This is a genomic window from Streptomyces sp. NPDC058469, from assembly GCF_042721125.1.
GTDB lineage: Bacteria > Actinomycetota > Actinomycetes > Streptomycetales > Streptomycetaceae > Streptomyces.
Genome location: NZ_JBHXME010000002.1, coordinates 198807 through 214797 on the forward strand (window position 1 = coordinate 198807; position 15991 = coordinate 214797).

At 72.0% G+C, this 15991-nt stretch carries 14 protein-coding genes; 2 read left to right on the top strand and 12 right to left on the bottom strand.

All coding sequences use genetic code 11. From position 1 onward, the window contains the following. Positions 1–53: 53 nt before the first annotated feature. From ACFWP5_RS02155 to hrcA, 10 genes are all read right to left on the bottom strand, one after another. Positions 54–1043 carry an adenosine deaminase gene (locus ACFWP5_RS02155; RefSeq protein ID WP_384148988.1) on the bottom strand — a complete coding sequence of 330 codons (990 nt, stop codon included), beginning with the start codon at positions 1041–1043 and terminating at the stop codon, positions 54–56. Between the two features lie 20 nt (positions 1044–1063). Then, positions 1064–1969, bottom strand: a complete 906-nt coding sequence (locus tag ACFWP5_RS02160) for a ribonuclease Z (RefSeq protein WP_384148990.1) — start codon at positions 1967–1969, stop codon at positions 1064–1066. Positions 1970–1975: 6 nt separating this feature from the next. After that, positions 1976–2329 carry a histidine triad nucleotide-binding protein gene (locus ACFWP5_RS02165; protein WP_384148992.1) on the bottom strand — a complete coding sequence of 118 codons (354 nt, stop codon included), beginning with the start codon at positions 2327–2329 and terminating at the stop codon, positions 1976–1978. Positions 2330–2453: 124 nt separating this feature from the next. Further along, a complete protein-coding gene (locus tag ACFWP5_RS02170) occupies positions 2454–5672 on the bottom strand; it encodes a S41 family peptidase (protein ID WP_384148994.1) in 3219 nt (1072 codons plus the stop codon). 45 nt (positions 5673–5717) lie between these two features. Next, entirely contained in the window at positions 5718–6284 is a 567-nt protein-coding gene (locus ACFWP5_RS02175) for a hypothetical protein (protein WP_384148996.1), read from the bottom strand. A gap of 88 nt (positions 6285–6372) precedes the next feature. Further along, on the bottom strand, positions 6373–6765 hold the full coding sequence (locus ACFWP5_RS02180; protein WP_384148998.1) for a VOC family protein: 393 nt from the start codon (positions 6763–6765) through the stop codon (positions 6373–6375). Between the two features lie 17 nt (positions 6766–6782). Further along, positions 6783–7535 (bottom strand): 16S rRNA (uracil(1498)-N(3))-methyltransferase, encoded by a 753-nt coding sequence (locus ACFWP5_RS02185; protein WP_384149000.1) that lies wholly within the window; start codon positions 7533–7535, stop codon positions 6783–6785. Then, on the bottom strand, positions 7532–8608 hold the full coding sequence (locus tag ACFWP5_RS02190; protein WP_384149002.1) for a nitronate monooxygenase: 1077 nt from the start codon (positions 8606–8608) through the stop codon (positions 7532–7534). Before ACFWP5_RS02190 ends, ACFWP5_RS02185 begins: the two co-directional genes overlap by 4 nt. Before the next feature lie 144 nt (positions 8609–8752). After that, complete coding sequence (dnaJ, locus tag ACFWP5_RS02195) at positions 8753–9886, bottom strand: molecular chaperone DnaJ (protein ID WP_327404160.1); 1134 nt, start codon at positions 9884–9886, stop codon at positions 8753–8755. After that, a complete protein-coding gene (hrcA, locus tag ACFWP5_RS02200; RefSeq protein ID WP_384149005.1) occupies positions 9887–10903 on the bottom strand; it encodes a heat-inducible transcriptional repressor HrcA in 1017 nt (338 codons plus the stop codon). Between the two features lie 173 nt (positions 10904–11076). Here hrcA and ACFWP5_RS02205 point away from each other — a divergent pair, with 173 nt between their 5' ends. Next, the gene (locus ACFWP5_RS02205) at positions 11077–11799 is read left to right on the top strand and encodes an MBL fold metallo-hydrolase (protein WP_384149007.1); all 723 of its coding nucleotides are present in this window, start codon (positions 11077–11079) and stop codon (positions 11797–11799) included. Positions 11800–11833: 34 nt separating this feature from the next. After that, a complete protein-coding gene (locus tag ACFWP5_RS02210; RefSeq protein ID WP_384149009.1) occupies positions 11834–12643 on the top strand; it encodes a DUF3097 domain-containing protein in 810 nt (269 codons plus the stop codon). Between the two features lie 51 nt (positions 12644–12694). Here the strand turns inward: ACFWP5_RS02210 and hemW are convergent, their stop codons facing one another. Then, the gene (gene hemW, locus ACFWP5_RS02215; RefSeq protein ID WP_384149011.1) at positions 12695–13927 is read right to left on the bottom strand and encodes a radical SAM family heme chaperone HemW; all 1233 of its coding nucleotides are present in this window, start codon (positions 13925–13927) and stop codon (positions 12695–12697) included. 77 nt (positions 13928–14004) lie between these two features. Then, positions 14005–15936: a SpoIIE family protein phosphatase gene (locus tag ACFWP5_RS02220; protein ID WP_384149013.1), complete on the bottom strand. Its 1932-nt coding sequence runs from the start codon at positions 15934–15936 to the stop codon at positions 14005–14007. Positions 15937–15991 lie beyond the last annotated feature (55 nt).

Sequence of the window (15991 nt, forward strand, 5' to 3'; positions counted from 1 at the left end):
ACGCGGCGGAGCCGCACATCGGCACAGCCCAGCGACCACTTCATCAGGGCCGCTCAGAACACGTACGCCTCGACCTCCGCGAGATACCCCGCCCGCCGCTCCTCGTCGTCCCCCAGGAAGGACGCCACGAAGGAGTTGCGGGCCAGCTCACGCAGTCGCTCCTCGGTCAGGCCAAGGGCCTCGCGCACGGCGTCGAAGTTGTCGCCCGCGTAGCCGCCGAAGTAGGCCGGGTCGTCGGAGTTGACCGTGCAGAGCAGGCCCGCGTCCAGCATGGCCGGGAGCGGGTGCTCGGCGAGGACGTCCACCGCGCGCAACCGGACGTTCGACAGCGGGCAGAGGGTGAGCGGAATGCGGTCGCGGACCAGCCGCGCGACCAGCTCCTCGTCCTCCACGCAGCGCAACCCGTGGTCGATGCGCTCGACGCCGAGAACGTCCAGCGCCTCGGTGATGTAGGCCGGCGGGCCCTCCTCACCGGCGTGCGCGACGCGTCGTAGCCCCAGCGCGGCGGCGGCCTCGTAGACCTCGCGGAACTTCACCGGCGGGTGGCCGACCTCGGCCGAGTCGAGGCCGATGCCGGTGATCCGGTCGAGATACGGCTTGGCCGCGTCCAGGGTCGCCATGGCCGAGTCGGCGGACTCGTCGCGCAGGAAGCACATGATGAGCCGGGTCGAGATGCCGTGGTTGGTCTCGCTGCTGCCCAGCGCCCGCCACAGGCCCTCCACCACCGTGCCCATGTCCACGCCCCGCGCGATGTGCGCCTGCGGGTCGAAGAAGATCTCCGCGTGCCGTACGCCCTGCGCGGCGGCGCGGGCGAGATAGGCGTTCGCGAGGTCCTCGAAGTCCCGCTCGGTGCGCAGGACGGCCATCAGCTCGTAGTAGAGGTTCAGGAACGACTGGAGGTCCTCGAAGAGGTACGCCTTGCGCAGTTCTTCGGTGTCCGCGTACGGCAGCTCGACGCCGTTGCGGGCGGCGAGCGCGAAGGCCAGCTCGGGTTCCAGGGTGCCTTCGATGTGGAGGTGCAGTTCGGCTTTCGGGATGGGCATCGAAGTATCGTACGGGTGTTTTACCGCCGTTTCGGAACCGGCACCCTGAGTAGATCGTGCGCCACGGTCAGCTCCCCCTCGAACCCCGCCGCCCGCGCCTGCCGCTCGAACTCCTCCGGCCCGGAGTACCGCTGACTGAAGTGGGTGAGGACGAGATGCCGTACGCCCGCGTCCCGCGCCACCCGGGCCGCCTGCCCTGCGGTCAAGTGACCATTGTCTACGGCCAGTTGCTCGTCCTCGTCGAGGAACGTCGACTCGATGGCCAGCAGGTCGCAGCCCTCCGCGAGGGCGTGTACTCCGTCGCAGAGGCGGGTGTCCATGACGAACGCGAACCGCTGCCCGTGCCGTACCTCACTGACGTCGTCGAGCGTGACATCGCCGATCGCCCCCTCGCGCTGGACACGGCCCACGTCCGGGCCCTTGATGCCGTGCGCGGCGAGGCGGTCGGGGAGCATGCGTCGGCCGTCGGGTTCGGTGAGGCGGTAGCCGTAGGACTCGACGGGGTGGGAGAGCTTGCGGGCCTCCAGTGTGTAGGCCGGCGTGGTGGCCAGTACGCCGTCCTCGGACACCGGGGCCTCGGTGATGCCGACCGTCTCGCGGTACGCGGTGGCGTAGCGCAGGCGGTCGAAGAAGCGCTGGCCGGACTTCGGGTAGTGGGCGGTGATCGGGTGCGGGACGCGGTCCAGGTTGATGCGCTGGATGACGCCCGCGAGGCCGAGTGAGTGGTCGCCGTGGAAGTGGGTGACGCAGATGCGGTTGAGGTCGTGCGCGGCCACCCCGGCACGCAGCATCTGACGCTGGGTGCCCTCGCCGGGGTCGAAGAGGATGCCCTCGCCGTCCCAGCGCAGCAGGTAGCCGTTGTGGTTGCGGTGCCGGGTGGGGACCTGGCTGGCGGTGCCCAGGACCACCAACTCACGTACGGACACGGCGAGTTATCCCGGGGGCCAGGTCATACCCCGGCCGCCCAGGAGATGGGCATGGGCGTGGAACACGGTCTGGCCCACTCCGGTACCCGTGTTGAACACGATGCGGTAGCTGTCGAGCTTCTCGTCGGCGGCGATCCCGCCCGCCTCGCGCAGGATGTCGGCGGCGATCGCCGGTTCTGCCGTGGCGAGGGACACGGCGTCGGGGTAGTGGACCCGGGGAATCACCAGGACGTGGGTCGGGGCCTGGGGGTTGATGTCCCGGAACGCGACGGTGGTGTCTGTTTCGCGGACGATCGTTGCCGGGATCTGGCCCGCGACGATCTTGCAGAACAGGCAGTCGTTCTGCGGTTCGCCAGCCATGCGGGTTCCCTCCGGAAGTCTGGTGGTGCTTTACGCGAGGCATCGTATCGTCGTCGGGTGCGGGTGCGTGGGGGCTGGTCGCGGCGACGCGGCGGAGCCGCACATCGACACAGCCCCGCGCCCCTCAGGTGGGCAGGACTGGCGGTGTTTTCGCCGGACTGGTCTCCAGCGCTTCCAACGCCAAGCGGATTGCCTCGTCCAGCTGGGTGTCCCTCCCCGCCGCGTAGTCCTGCGGACGCTGCACCACCTCCACGTCCGGGTCCACCCCGTGGTTCTCCACCCCCCAGCCGTAACCCTCAAGCCAGAACGCGTACTTGGGCTGGGTGATGAGCGTGCCGTCGACCAGCCGATACCTGCTGTCGATGCCGATCACGCCGCCCCACGTACGCGTACCGACCACCGGGCCGATGCCCAGCGCTTTGATCGCCGCGTTGACGATGTCGCCGTCGGAGCCGGAGAACTCGTTGGCCACGGCGACGACGGGGCCCCGGGGGGCGTCCTCGGGGTAGCTGTACGGGCGCATGCCGCGCGGGAGGTCCCAGCCGACGATGCGGCGGGCCAGCTTCTCGATGACGAGCTGCGAGGTGTGGCCGCCGCGGTTCTCGCGGACGTCGACGACCAGGCCCTCGCGGGCCACCTCTACGCGCAGGTCGCGGTGGATCTGGGCCCAGCCGGGGGCCTGCATGTCGGGGACGTGGAGGTAGCCGAGGCGGCCGCCGGACTTCTCGTGGACGTAGGCGCGCCGGTCGGCCACCCATGCGTGGTAGTACAGCGGTTCCTCGTCCGCGAGGGGGACGACCACCGCGTGCCGCGGGTCGCCGCCGCCGGCCGGGGAGACGGTCAGCTCGATGGGCTTGCCCGCCGTGCCGACGAGCAGGGGGGCGGGTCCGGTCACCGGGTCGACGGGCTGTCCGGCGATCGCGAGGATCGCGTCGCCCGCGCGGACGGCGACGCCGGGGGCGGCGAGCGGGGCGCGGGCGTTCGGGTCGGAGGTCTCCGAGGGCAGGATGCGGTCGATGCGCCAACTGCCGTCCTCGTGACGGGAGATGTCGGCGCCGAGCAGGCCCTGGCGTTCGCCGTGGCCGTGGCCGCCGCGCGGGGTGACGTAGGCGTGCGAGGTGCCGAGTTCGCCGTGCACCTCCCAGAGGAGGTCGACGAGGTCGTCGTGAGTGGCTACGCGGTCCAGGACGGGGCGGTAGCGGTCGAGGACGCCGTCCCAGTCGACGCCGCTCATGTCGGCGCGCCAGAAGTTGTCCCGCATGACGCGGCCGGTCTCGTCGTACATCTGCCGCCACTCGGCGGCCGGGTCGACGGTCTGGCGGATGCGGGACAGGTCGACGTTGATGTTCGTGTCGTTGTCGTCGTCCTCGGAGGAGGCGCGGCGGTCGCTCGGTACGACCCTCAGCTTGTGGTCGGTCCACAGCAGGACGCGTTTGCCGTCGCCGCTCACCTCGAAGTGGTCGGCGTCCCCGGCGAGGTGCTCGATGCGCTGCTGGGCGAGGTCGTAGCGCTCCAACTCGGTTTTGGGGTCCGGGTCTTCGGGGGTCGCGCGGGTGGCGCCGAGGACTCCCTGCACCGGGTGGCGCAGCCACAGGACGCCGTCCTTGGCCGCGCGCAGGTTGGTGTAGCGGCCGGCCTCCACCGGGAAGGGGACGATGCGGTCGGCGAGCCCTTCGAGGTCGACGCGGGTGGTCGGGCGGCCCTCGCTGTCGGGGGTCTCGTCCTTGTCCGGGGTCTCGAAGGGGCGGCCGTGCCGCTGCGGTCCGAAGGGGGACGGGGTCGTGGCGGCGAGGGTGATCAGGTGCGGGCGGTCGCCGACCACGAAGGCCAGGTCGAAGACGTGCTCGTCGTAGACCGGGTCGAAGGAGCGGGTGGAGAGGAAGAGCAGGTGCTTGCCGTCGAGGGTGAAGGCGGGGGCGTAGTCCTGGAAGCGGAGCGGGGTCGCCTCGGTGACCGACAGGTCGGTGGTGTTGGCGAGCTTGAGCTGGCGCAGCGGGCGCGGGCCGGGGTGCGACCAGGCGAGCCAGGCGGAGTCCGGGGAGAAGGCGAGGCCCGACGCGTCGCCGTCCTCGCTGCGGTCCACCTCGCGGACCTCTCCGGTTTCCCGCTCCACGAGGAGGACGCGTCCGTCGTGCGAGCCCACGGCGACCCGGCTGCCGTCGGGGGCCACGGTGAGGGCGAGGACGCGGCCGAGCTGTCCGGCGGCGAGCCTGCGCGGGGTGGCGCCGGGGGCGAGGCCGGTGGCGGGGGCGAACTCCAGGGCGTCGTCGCCCTCGGCGTCCGTCACCCACACCACCCACTCCTCGCCGTCGGCGCGGAAGGTGCGGGGCAGCCGGGCCCGGACGCCGGGTGTGGCGGCGAGTGCGCGGGCCGGGCCGGAGCGGTGGGTGACCCAGTGGACGGCGCCGCGCACGGCGACCGCGCTGCCGCGCGCGGTGTGGTCGGGGGAAGCGGACCCGAACCAGCGGGCCGCGGCCACCGGGAACGGCTGCTGGTCGATGCGCTGTCCGCCGAGCCGGATGTCGAGGCGGCGCGGTTCGGCGCCGTCCAGGTCGTCGAGGAGCCAGAGTTGGCCGGCGGAGGAGTAGATGATCCGGGTGCCGTCACCGGACGCGTGCCGGGCGTAGAAGCCGTCGAGCGGGGTGTGGCGGCGGAGGTCGGAACCGTCAGCGAGGGAGGAGTACAGCGCGCCGGTGCCCTCGTGGTCGGAGAGGAACGCAATCCGCTCCCCCGCCCACACCGGGTACTCGATGTTGCCGTCCAACTCCTCGTGCAGGCGCGTGAATTCGCCGTCGCCGTCGCGGTCGATCCACAACTTGCCCGCCGTACCGCCCCGGTAGCGCTTCCACCAGGCGGCCTCGCGGCCCATGGGGGCGGAGAGGAGGACCGTGGCCGTCTCACCGCGGGCGACATCGCCGACCCAGCCGTACGGGAGGATCGTCGCCGGTCCGCCGTCCAGCGGGACCGAACGGGCCCAGCTGCGGCGGAGGTTGGCCTGGCCGTGGGCGCTGGTCACCAGGACCTCGCCGTCGGCGGTCCAGCCTCGCACCTGGGTGCGTGAACTGCCCCAGTGCGTCAGGCGTTTGGCGGGGCCGCCGTCGACCGGGGCGATGTGCACCTCGGGGGCGCCGTCGCGGGTGGAGGTCCAGGCGACGGTCGTGCCGTCGGGCGAGATGCGGGGGTGGGTCACCGGCACGTTCTCGGCGCTGACCCGCCAGGCCCTTCCGCCGCCGTCGAGGGATGCCAGCCACACGTCGTCCTCGGCGGTGAAGGCGACCAACTCGCCGTGCAGGTGCGGGAAGCGGAGATAGGCCTGGGCTGCGGACGCTGAGGGCTGAGTCACCTGATCAGGTTATGCATCGGCGGTATCCGCCGACAGCCCTTTGGATCACTTGCCTTCGACAGGCCAGCAGGTCGGGTCGCCCTTGCACCAGATCGTCTTGGTGACCGTGACGGTGACGGTCGGTCCCGGGCCGTAGGTGAGGGTCGGGTTCGGGTTGGACACGGACGACGGCGTCGCCGCGTTGCAGTCGCCGAGCCCGGTGACGTGGAACACCTGCTTACCGGCCACCTTGCCGACCAGGTCACCGCGTACGCACGCGCCGTCGACGGCCCGGGTGACCTTGCCGGTGACGGTGATGTCCCGGTTGTCGCTCGTCTGCCCCTGGCAGTCGACGCTGACGACCGTGGTCTCGGTCGGCGAGGGCGTCTTCCCTGGCGTGTAGGCCTTGTTGCCGCTGCCGTAGTTGCCGGTGCAGGTCAGCCAGCGCACGCTCACATGGTCCCGCTTGAACTCCGCGGTCGCCGTCTTGTCGGTCGTGTACGCGACGGTCGCCGAGCTGAGATCACCGGGCTGGCACGCGACGGCCCCGCCCACGGTCACCACCGCGAGCCCCGCCACAGCGGCCACCCGCCGCCCGCGCGGCCGACGCCAGTTCCGTCTCAAAGCCCCCATGGACGGCAGCCTGCCACCGTCGCGGCGCACACGGAAGAGCGCATACGGCCACCCGTGCGCCGGGGGCGTAATGCACCGGCGCGTGGCCTCAGCCGCGCAGCAGCAGCCACTCCTGAAGCTCCACCACATTGCCCTCGGGGTCCTTGAGATGGGCGACCCGCATCCGGTCCGTCATCGGCGCGGGCCCGTGCAGCAGTACCGCGCCCCGGGCCGTGATCTGCTCGCAGTACCCGTCCAGTCCGTCCACCCGCAGCACCACCAGCGACCGGTGCCCCGTCGCCAAGTCCCCCAGCTCGCCCAGCACTTGGGCCATCATCGCCCGGTCCTGCAGCGCGATCCCGGCCGAGCCGATGGAGGGGCTGAACTTCTCGTACGGTCCCTCGGCGGCCCCCGACTGGGGCTTCAGGCCGAGGACTTCGGCGTAGAAGCGGTAGCAGGCGGCGAAGTCGGTGACGAGCAGCCGTACTTGGGCGAGTTCCACGGGCGATCCCCCCTGGTTCAGGACCAGCGTCCGGTACGGCCCAGGAGCAGCGCGGTCGCCGCGGTCCCGGCCGTCGATGTACGCAGCACGCTACGCCCGAGCCGGCATGCCTTCGCCCCCGCGTCCTCGAAGAGCGCCAACTCCTCGGGGGAGACGCCTCCTTCGGGGCCCACGACCAGCACGATCTCGCCCTCGGCGGGGAGTTCGGCGGTGGCCAGGGGCTCGCTGCCGTAGTCGCGGTCCTCGTGGAGCACGGCGGCGAAGTCGGCTTTGGCCAGAAGTGCCGCAACCTGCTTGCTCGTTGCCGCGTCCGCGACCTCCGGGAAGCGCAGCCGGCGGGACTGCTTGCCGGCCTCCCGTGCGGTGGCCCGCCACTTGGCGAGGGCCTTGAGACCCCGGTCGCCCTTCCACTGCGTGATGCAACGGGAGGCCGCCCAGGGGACGATCGCGTCGACGCCGGTCTCGGTCATCGTCTCGACGGCCAGCTCGCCGCGGTCGCCCTTGGGGAGGGCCTGGACGACGGTGATGCGGGGGGTGGGCTCGGACTCGACGGGGAAATCGTGGAGTTCGACGATCAGGCGGTCCTTGCCCTCGGCCCTGAGGACCACACCGGAGGCGCCCCGGCCCTGCCCGTCCGTGAGGACGACGTCCTCGCCGGGCTGCAGCCGCCGTACGGAAACGGCGTGCCGTCCCTCGGGGCCGTCCACCTCGGCGACGGAACCGGGGCCCACACCCTGAAGGGACTCGACCACGAACACCGGCGCGGTCACCGGAGGTCGCCCCCGGACGACAACGCTGTCCGGGCGGAGGCCAGTTCGGCGACCAGCACCTCGACCAGCTGGCCGGCGGGCAGCTCGCGTGCCATGCGGTGGCCCTGTCCGGCCCACAGGGCCATGCCCTGCGCGTCGCCGGCCTTGGCGGCGGCCTTGCGCAGCGGCGAGGTCAGGTGGTGGATCTCCGGGTACGCGGCGGGGGCGTACGGGCCGTGCTCGCGCATGAAACGGTTGACCAGGCCGCGGGCCGGGCGGCCGGAGAACGCGCGGGTCAACTCGGTACGCGTGAACAGGGGGTTGGTGAGTGCCAGCTTGTGGAGCGCGTGGGCGCCGGACTCCGGGGTGGCGAGGAACGCCGTGCCGAGCTGGGCCGCGCTCGCGCCCGCCGCGAGGGCCGCGGCTATCTGGCTGCCGCGCATCAGGCCGCCGGCGGCGACGATCGGGAGGTTCACGGTCTCGCGGATCTGGGCGACGAGGGAGAGCAGGCCGACGCTGGCGCCGTCGTTCTCCGGGAGGTCGCGGTGGGTGCCCTGGTGGCCGCCGGCCTCGACGCCCTGCGCGATCACCGCGTCGGCACCGGCCCGCTCCACGGCGAGGGCCTCCTCGGCGGTGGTGACGGTGACGAGGGTGAAGGTGCCGCCCCGGCGCAGCGCGTCCAGCACCGCCGGGGCCGGGATCCCGAAGTGGAAGGAGGCCACCGGCACCGGGTTGTCCAGCAGGACGGACAGCTTGGCGTCGTAGCCGTCCTCACGGCCGCTGTCCGGGTCGCCGAGTTCCGTCTCGTACCAGGTGGCCTCGCCGGCCAACTGGTGGGCGTAGACGTCGACCGCGGCCTTGTCCGCGTACTCCGGCTGCGGCATGAAGAGGTTCACGCCGAAGGGGCGGCCCGTCAGACTCCGCAGCTGCTTGATCTCCTGGTACATGCCGTCGGCCGTTTTGTACCCGGCGGCGAGGAACCCCAGCCCGCCGGCCTCGGACACGGCGGCCGCGAGACGCGGGACGGAGACACCGCCCGCCATCGGGGCCTGCACGATCGGATGAGGGAGGAGATCGGTCAGTGCGGAGGACATGACGGCATGTTGTCACGTCCTCCGAACAAGTCCGAATCCGGCCTTGGCCCTGGCACATGCCATTACTTTCAGCCGGTCCGGCCATGAAGGACGAGGCCGTTCGGACCGAGGAGAGGGCCCGGGGGCGGCAGCCCCCGGACCCTCTCAGCGACCGTTGAAAGCGTCCTTGAGGCGCGAGAACAGCCCCTGCTGCCCCGGCTGGAACGTCCCCGTGGGCCGCTCCTCGCCGCGCAGCTTGGCCAGTTCGCGGAGCAGGCGTTCCTGTTCCACGTCCAGCTTGGTCGGGGTGGTGACCTCGACGTGGACGATGAGGTCGCCCCGGCCGCCGCCGCGCAGATGTGTGATGCCGCGGGTGTGCAGCGGGATCGACTGGCCGGACTGGGTGCCCGGTCGGATGTCGACCTCCTCCATGCCGTCCAGCGTCTCCAACGGCACCTTCGTGCCGAGGGACGCCGCCGTCATCGGGAGCGTGACCGTGCAGTGCAGGTCGTCACCGCGGCGCTGGAACATCGCGTGCGGCAGCTCGTGGATCTCGACGTACAGGTCACCGGCGGGGCCGCCGCCGGGGCCGACCTCGCCCTCGCCCGCGAGCTGGATCCGCGTGCCGTTGTCCACACCGGCCGGGATCTTGACCGTGAGCGTGCGCCGCGAGCGGACGCGGCCGTCACCGGCGCACTCCGGGCACGGCGTCGGCACGACCGTGCCGAAGCCCTGGCACTGCGGGCACGGGCGGGACGTCATGACCTGGCCCAGGAAGGACCGGGTCACCTGCGAGACCTCACCGCGACCGCGACACATGTCACAGGTCTGTGCGGAGGTGCCGGGGGCGGCGCCCTCGCCGTTGCAGGTGTTGCAGACGACGGCCGTGTCGACCTGGATGTCCTTCGTGGTGCCGAAGGCAGCCTCGTCGAGCTCGATCTCCAGCCGGATCATGGCGTCCTGGCCCCGGCGGGTGCGCGAGCGCGGTCCGCGCTGCGACGCCGTACCGAAGAACGCGTCCATGATGTCCGAGAAGTTCCCGAAGCCACCGGCTCCGAAGCCCGCGCCCGCGCCGCCCGCCTGCGAGAGGGGGTCGCCGCCGAGGTCGTAGACCTGCTTCTTCTGCGGGTCCGAGAGCACCTCGTAAGCGGCGTTGATCTCCTTGAACCGCTCCTGGGTCTTCGGATCCGGATTCACGTCCGGGTGCAGCTCGCGCGCGAGCCGGCGGAAGGCCTTCTTGATCTCATCCTGCGACGCGTCGCGACGCACGCCGAGAACGGCGTAGTAGTCCGTGGCCACTTATGACTCCGCCAGGATCTGTCCGACGTACCGTGCCACTGCGCGTACCGCTCCCATCGTTCCCGGGTAGTCCATGCGGGTCGGTCCGACCACGCCGAGCTTGGCGACTGCCTCGATGCCCGAACCGTAGCCGACCGACACCACCGACGTGGAGTTGAGTCCCTCATAGGCGTTCTCATGACCGATCCGTACGGTCATGCCCGAATCCCCCGCCTCACCAAGCAACTTGAGGAGCACGACCTGCTCCTCCAACGCTTCCAGGATGGGGCGGATGGTGAGGGGAAAGTCATGTCCGAAGCGGGTCAGATTGGAGGTGCCGCCGATCATCAGCCGCTCCTCGGTCTCCTCGACGAGCGTCTCCAGGAGGGTGGAGAGCACCGTCGCGACCGTGCCTCGGTCCTCGCCCTCGAAGGCCTCCGGAAGGTCCTGCACGAGCTGCGGGACGTCCGCGAAGCGGCGGCCCGCGATCCGGCTGTTGAGCCGCGCCCGCAGATCCGCGAGCGAGGCCTCGCCGAACGGCGCCGGGCAGTCGACCATGCGCTGCTCGACCCGCCCGGTGTCCGTGATCAGCACGAGCATCACGCGCGCGGGGGCCAGCGACAGCAGCTCCACGTGCCGGACGGTCGAGCGGGTCAGCGAGGGGTACTGCACGACGGCGACCTGCCGGGTGAGCTGCGCGAGCAGCCGTACCGTACGGCCCACGACGTCGTCGAGGTCGACCGCGCCGTCGAGGAAGTTCTGGATCGCCTTGCGCTCGGGGCCGGTCATCGGCTTGACGCCGGCGAGCTTGTCGACGAAGAGCCGGTAGCCCTTGTCGGTCGGGATACGCCCCGCACTGGTGTGCGGCTGGGCGATGTACCCCTCGTCCTCCAGGGCCGCCATGTCGTTGCGCACGGTCGCCGGGGAGACGCCGAGGCTGTGCCGCTCGGTGAGCGCCTTGGACCCCACTGGCTCCTCGGTGCCGACATAGTCCTGGACAATGGCGCGCAGCACCTGAAGCCTGCGTTCGCTGAGCATCGCGCACACCTCCAGTTCTGGTCGCCGTTTTGTTGCCGGGCTGCCCTTTCCTGGCACTCTGTGCGCGTGAGTGCCAGCGTTCCCCGGCCCAGTGTACGGCCGTGAGGTACACCCTGGGCAAGGCCGGTCCTGCGATGTCACGCCCCGAGTGCCGTCACCGTTAGCGTCGCCGTATGACGGTGACTTGGGAAGAGGTGGGGTGGGAGCGGGTCGCGGCCGGGGTGGGCCGGTGCCGGCTGCCTGGCTGGGACTGCACGGTCGGGCTGGTCGTCGGGGACGGTTCGGCGCTGATGATCGACGCCGGGTCGAGCCTCGCGGAGGGCGCGCGGTTGCGTACGGAGGCGCAGGCGCTCGCCGGGCGCCGTGTGACCCATCTCGCGCTCACCCACGCCCATTTCGACCATGTCTTCGGGGCCGCGGCGCTCACGGGCGTCGAGGTGTTCGGCGCGGTGGGCGTGGAGCGGGTGTTGACGCGTGAGCGGGAGGCGCTGCGCACGGACGCTGTCGAAAACGGGCTGCACGCACGCGTGGCCGACGAGGCCGTGGACGCCCTGACGTACCCGCGTCACCTGGTGTCGGACGAGCTGACGCTCCCCCTGGGCGCAGACCGGCAGGTCAGGCTCGCGAACGTCGGCCCCGGACACACGGCCCACGACCTCGCGGTCCTCGTCCCCGGCTCCCCGCCGGTCGTCTTCTGCGGCGACCTCGTCGAGGAGTCCGGCGAACCCCAGGCGGGCCCCGACGCCGTACCGTCGCACTGGCCGGCCGCGCTTGACCGGCTTCTCGACCTGGGCGGGGAGGACGCGCTGTACGTGCCCGGTCACGGAGCGGTGGTGGACGCGGGGTTCGTGCGGGCCCAACGGGACGCGTTGGCAACGCGTTTCGGCGTGTCGTGACGGCGGTCGGCCCGGTTCTCCTATCGTCATCCGAATGCGCCAGTACTCCGCCGACCTGACCCCGCCGTGGAAGAAGCCCAAGCCGGCCCCCGAGGTCCCCGCGGAGGCGGGCCTGGTGGTCGAGGAGCCGGGCACCGGTTTCTGCGGCGCGGTGATCCGCTGCGAGGCCGGCACGGTCACCCTGGAGGACCGCTTCGGCAAGCACCGGGTGTTCCCGCTGGAACCGAGGGGCTTCCTCCTGGAGGGCAGGGTGGTGACCCTGGTCAGGCCGCCTTCCAGTCCCCTACGGCCCACTCGTACGGCATCCGGTTCGGTGGCCGTCCCCGGTGCACGCGCACGCGTGGCCCGCGCCGGGCGGATCTACGTGGAGGGCCGGCACGACGCCGAGCTCGTCGAGCGGGTGTGGGGCGACGACCTGCGCATCGAGGGCGTGGTGGTCGAGTACCTGGAGGGCGTCGACGACCTGCCCGCCATCGTGGAGGAATTCGCCCCGGGCCCGGACGCGCGCCTCGGCATCCTGGTCGACCACCTGCTCCCCGGCACCAAGGAGTGGCGCATCGCCCAGTCGGTCACCAGCGAGCACGCCCTCGTCGTCGGCCACCCGTACATCGACATCTGGGAGGCCGTGAAACCGTCCTCCGTGGGCATCACCGCCTGGCCCCGGATCCCACGCGGGCAGGACTGGAAGACGGGCGTGTGCCGGTCCCTGGGTTGGCCGGAAAACACCGGTGCGGTGTGGCAGGCGATTCTGGCCAAGGTGGGGTCGTACAAGGACCTGGAGCCGGAACTGCTGGGGCGGGTCGAGGAGTTGATCGACTTCGTCACGGCCCCCGACGGCCACTGACGGGTTCGATCAGCCCACCAGGTCCCGCACCACAACCGCTGACAGTTCCCGTCAGTCCACCAGGTCCCGCACCACCGCGTCGGCCAGGAGCCGCCCGCGCAGGGTGAGCACGGCGCGCCCCTCGTCGTAGGGCCGCTGTTGCAGGAGTCCGTCCGTGAGCGCCCGGCGGGAGGCCTTGAGGCCGTCCTCGTGGAGCAGGTCCAGCGGTGCCCCCTCGCGGAGCCGCAGCTCCAGCAGGATGCGCTCCACCCGGCGGTCCTCCGCCGAGAGGATCTCGCGGCCTGCGCCCGGTGAGCGGCCGGAGGCGAGGGCACCCGCGTACGCCCCCGGATGCTTCACGTTCCACCACCGCACCCCGCCCACGTGCGAGTGGGCTCCGGGGCCCGCGCCCCACCAGTCGGCGCCGCGCCAGTAGAGCTCGTTGTGGAGACAACGGCCGGAATTCGACGTTGCCCAGTTGGACACCTCGTACCAGTCGAAGCCCGCCGCCGACATCACCTCGTCCGCGATCAGATAGCGGTCGGCGTGCACGTCGTCGTCCGTCATCGGGACCTCGCCCCGGCGGATGCGGCGGGCCAGCTGGGTGCCCTCCTCGACGATCAGGGCGTACGCGCTGATGTGGTCGGGGCCCGCACCGAGGGCGGAGTCGAGGGACGCGCGCCAGTCGTCGTCCGTCTCGCCCGGGGTGCCGTAGATCAGGTCGAGGTTGACGTGGTCGAAGCCGACCGCGCGGGCCTCCGCGACGCACGCCTCGGGGCGGCCGGGGGTGTGGGTGCGGTCCAGGACTTTCAGTACGTGCTGTTTCGCGCTCTGCATGCCGAAGGAGACGCGGTTGAAGCCGCCGTCGCGGAGGGCCGCCAGATAGGCCGGGTCCACCGACTCCGGGTTCGCCTCCGTCGTGATCTCCGCGTCCGGCGCGAGGCCGAACTCGTCCCGGATCGCGCTCAGCATCCGTACGAGATCGCCCGCCGCGAGCAGCGTGGGCGTGCCGCCGCCGACGAAGACCGTGCGGACCGGGCGCGGGTCGTCGCCGAGGACCTTGCGGGCCAGGCGGACCTCGTCGATCAGGGTGTCCGCGTAGTTGTCGCGGGAGGCCAGCACTCCGCCCGTGCCGCGCAGCTCGGTCGCCGTGTAGGTGTTGAAGTCGCAGTAGCCGCAGCGGGTCGCGCAGTACGGGACGTGCAGATAGAACCCGAGGGGTCGGTCTGCGGCCCCGGCGAGCGCCGGGGCGGGCAGGGCGCCGTCATCGGGGACGGGCTCGCCGTCGGGGAGTGCGGAAGGCATGTCCTCCATTGTCCAGCACCCGTACGACTGTCCGCTCCGCCTCTTCCGCCTGCACCACCTCTTCCGCCTCCTTCCGCCTATTCCGCCTGGAGCACCAGCAGCGCCATGTCGTCCTCCGGGGGTCGGCCGCCGAACTCGTGCACCAGCCGTTTGATCCGCTCCGCGATCAGCTCGGCGCTCAGCCCCGCGCACTCGGCGAGCGCGATCGCGAGGCCGTCGCCGTCGTCGAACTGGACGGAGCCGGAGCGCCGCTCGGTCACCCCGTCCGTGACGCACAACAGGCTGTCGCCGGGGCGCAGTTCGAAGGTCTCGCTGGTGTACGTGGCGTCCTCGATGACCCCGAGGAGGGTCTGCGGGCGGGCTGCCGTACCGACGCTGCCGTCCGGCCCGAGGAGCAGCGGCAGTGGGTGTCCGGCGGAGGCGAGGGTGCAGCGGACGCCGCCGTCGAAGGGGACCAGCTCGCCGTAGAGGAGGGAGAGGAAGCGGGGGCCGTCGCCGACCGGGCCCGGCATGCCACCCGCCGCCACCAGCGCGTGGGCCGCCGCGTCGGCGGCCTCGGTGGCGTCGTCGAGGAGGAGCTGGTTGAGGCGGTCGAGGACGTCGGCGACGCGGTAGCCCTCGCGGGCGAGGAGCCGCAGCCACGGGCGGGCCAGTCCGATCACTACGGCGGCCTCGGGGCCCTTGCCCTGGACGTCGCCGAGGGCGAAGCACCAGCGGCCGTCGCCGGCCGGGAACACGTCGTAGAAGTCGCCGCTGGGGCCGCCCTTGTCGCACGGCTCGTAGACGAGGGCGCTGTGCAGGCCGGGGATCTCGGCGACGGCGCCGGGCAGCAGGCCGCGCTGGAGGACGCGGCTGATGGTGGCCTGGCGGGCGTACTGGCGGGCCGCGCCGATCGCGAGCGCGACGCGGCGGCTGAGATCCTCGACCAGGCCGGTGACCTCGTCGGGAAAACGGGGCAGCCCGGACCGTCCGATGACCAGCGTGCCGAGCGGACGGCCGCCCGCGATCAGCCGGTACGCCAGTGCCGCGCCGTACGTCCCGTGCGGGCCGAGGGCGTCGGCGGGCCAAGGGTAGGACACGGGCCGCAGGGAGTCGGGCGGGCGGGGCGGGTGCTTCTCCAGGGCGCCGCGCAGTTCCTCGATGCGGTTCTCGCTGCCGTGCCAGACCCGGGCCAGGCGCGGCCCGGCGCCGGCCCCGGCGCTCTCGCCCCAGCCTCCGCCGCGGCCCGTCGCCTCGTCCTCCAGCCATACGGCGCACCAGTCGGCCAGCCTCGGCACGATCAGCTGTCCGGCGAGCGCGGCGACGAGATCCTCGTCGAGCTGTCCGGCGAGGAGGTCGGAGGCCTCGGCGAGAAAGGAGAGGGCGCCTCGGCCGAGCCAGTCCCGGTCGCGTTCGGCGCGATGGGGGTCCCCCCGGTCGAGCGAAGCCGAGTGTGGGGGAGGTTCGGGGGCGAGGATCTCGGCGACGCGGAGGCCGCGCTCCCCCGCGTACGTCTCCAACTCCTCGGCGGCCGGGGTGCCTTCGGCTGGCAGCCGGGCCCATACCGTCTTGACGCCGGTGCGGTAGGTGACGCCCCAGGCCTCGGCGAGCGTGGAGACGAGGCGCAGGCCGCGGCCGAACTCCGGTGTCTCGTACGCCGGTTCGGCACTGTTGTCGCGCGGGGCGCGGGAGGGGTGGTGGTCGGCGACCTCGACGACGATCGAGTCCGTGTCCTCAAGGCGGCACACCAACTCGACGTCCGTGCCCGCGTGTACGACGGCGTTGGTGACGAGTTCGCTGACGACGACCATCGCGTCGTCGGCCAGCCGGTCGGTGAGCTTCTCGGTGCCGGGCAGGCCGAGTTCGGCCCACTCGCGGAGCGCGGCGCGCACCAGACCGCGAGCGGAACCGGGCGCGAGGGGGCTGCCGGACAGCGTGGCGCGCACCGTCGTACACCGGTCCGCGCCGTGGTGCGCGGGCGCATCGGGAGCACGCGAAGTGGTCTCCCGTTGCGTCGGTATGGCCCCCATGCGCAGCTCCCCGAGCAGTTCGGACGAATACGCCTCGATCGATGCGGACAGAGTG

What these genes read in the sequence shown, in the direction of transcription:
- ACFWP5_RS02155 (WP_384148988.1), bottom strand. Translation starts at nt 1,043, where the DNA reads ATGCCCATCCCGAAAGCCGAACTGCACCTCCACATCGAAGGCACCCTG.
- ACFWP5_RS02165 (WP_384148992.1), bottom strand. Translation starts at nt 2,329, where the DNA reads ATGGCTGGCGAACCGCAGAACGACTGCCTGTTCTGCAAGATCGTCGCG.
- ACFWP5_RS02175 (WP_384148996.1), bottom strand. Translation starts at nt 6,284, where the DNA reads ATGGGGGCTTTGAGACGGAACTGGCGTCGGCCGCGCGGGCGGCGGGTG.
- ACFWP5_RS02190 (WP_384149002.1), bottom strand. Translation starts at nt 8,608, where the DNA reads ATGTCCTCCGCACTGACCGATCTCCTCCCTCATCCGATCGTGCAGGCC.
- hrcA (WP_384149005.1), bottom strand. Translation starts at nt 10,903, where the DNA reads ATGCTCAGCGAACGCAGGCTTCAGGTGCTGCGCGCCATTGTCCAGGAC.
- ACFWP5_RS02205 (WP_384149007.1), top strand. Translation starts at nt 11,077, where the DNA reads ATGACGGTGACTTGGGAAGAGGTGGGGTGGGAGCGGGTCGCGGCCGGG.
- ACFWP5_RS02210 (WP_384149009.1), top strand. Translation starts at nt 11,834, where the DNA reads ATGCGCCAGTACTCCGCCGACCTGACCCCGCCGTGGAAGAAGCCCAAG.
- hemW (WP_384149011.1), bottom strand. Translation starts at nt 13,927, where the DNA reads ATGCCTTCCGCACTCCCCGACGGCGAGCCCGTCCCCGATGACGGCGCC.
- ACFWP5_RS02220 (WP_384149013.1), bottom strand. Translation starts at nt 15,936, where the DNA reads ATGGGGGCCATACCGACGCAACGGGAGACCACTTCGCGTGCTCCCGAT.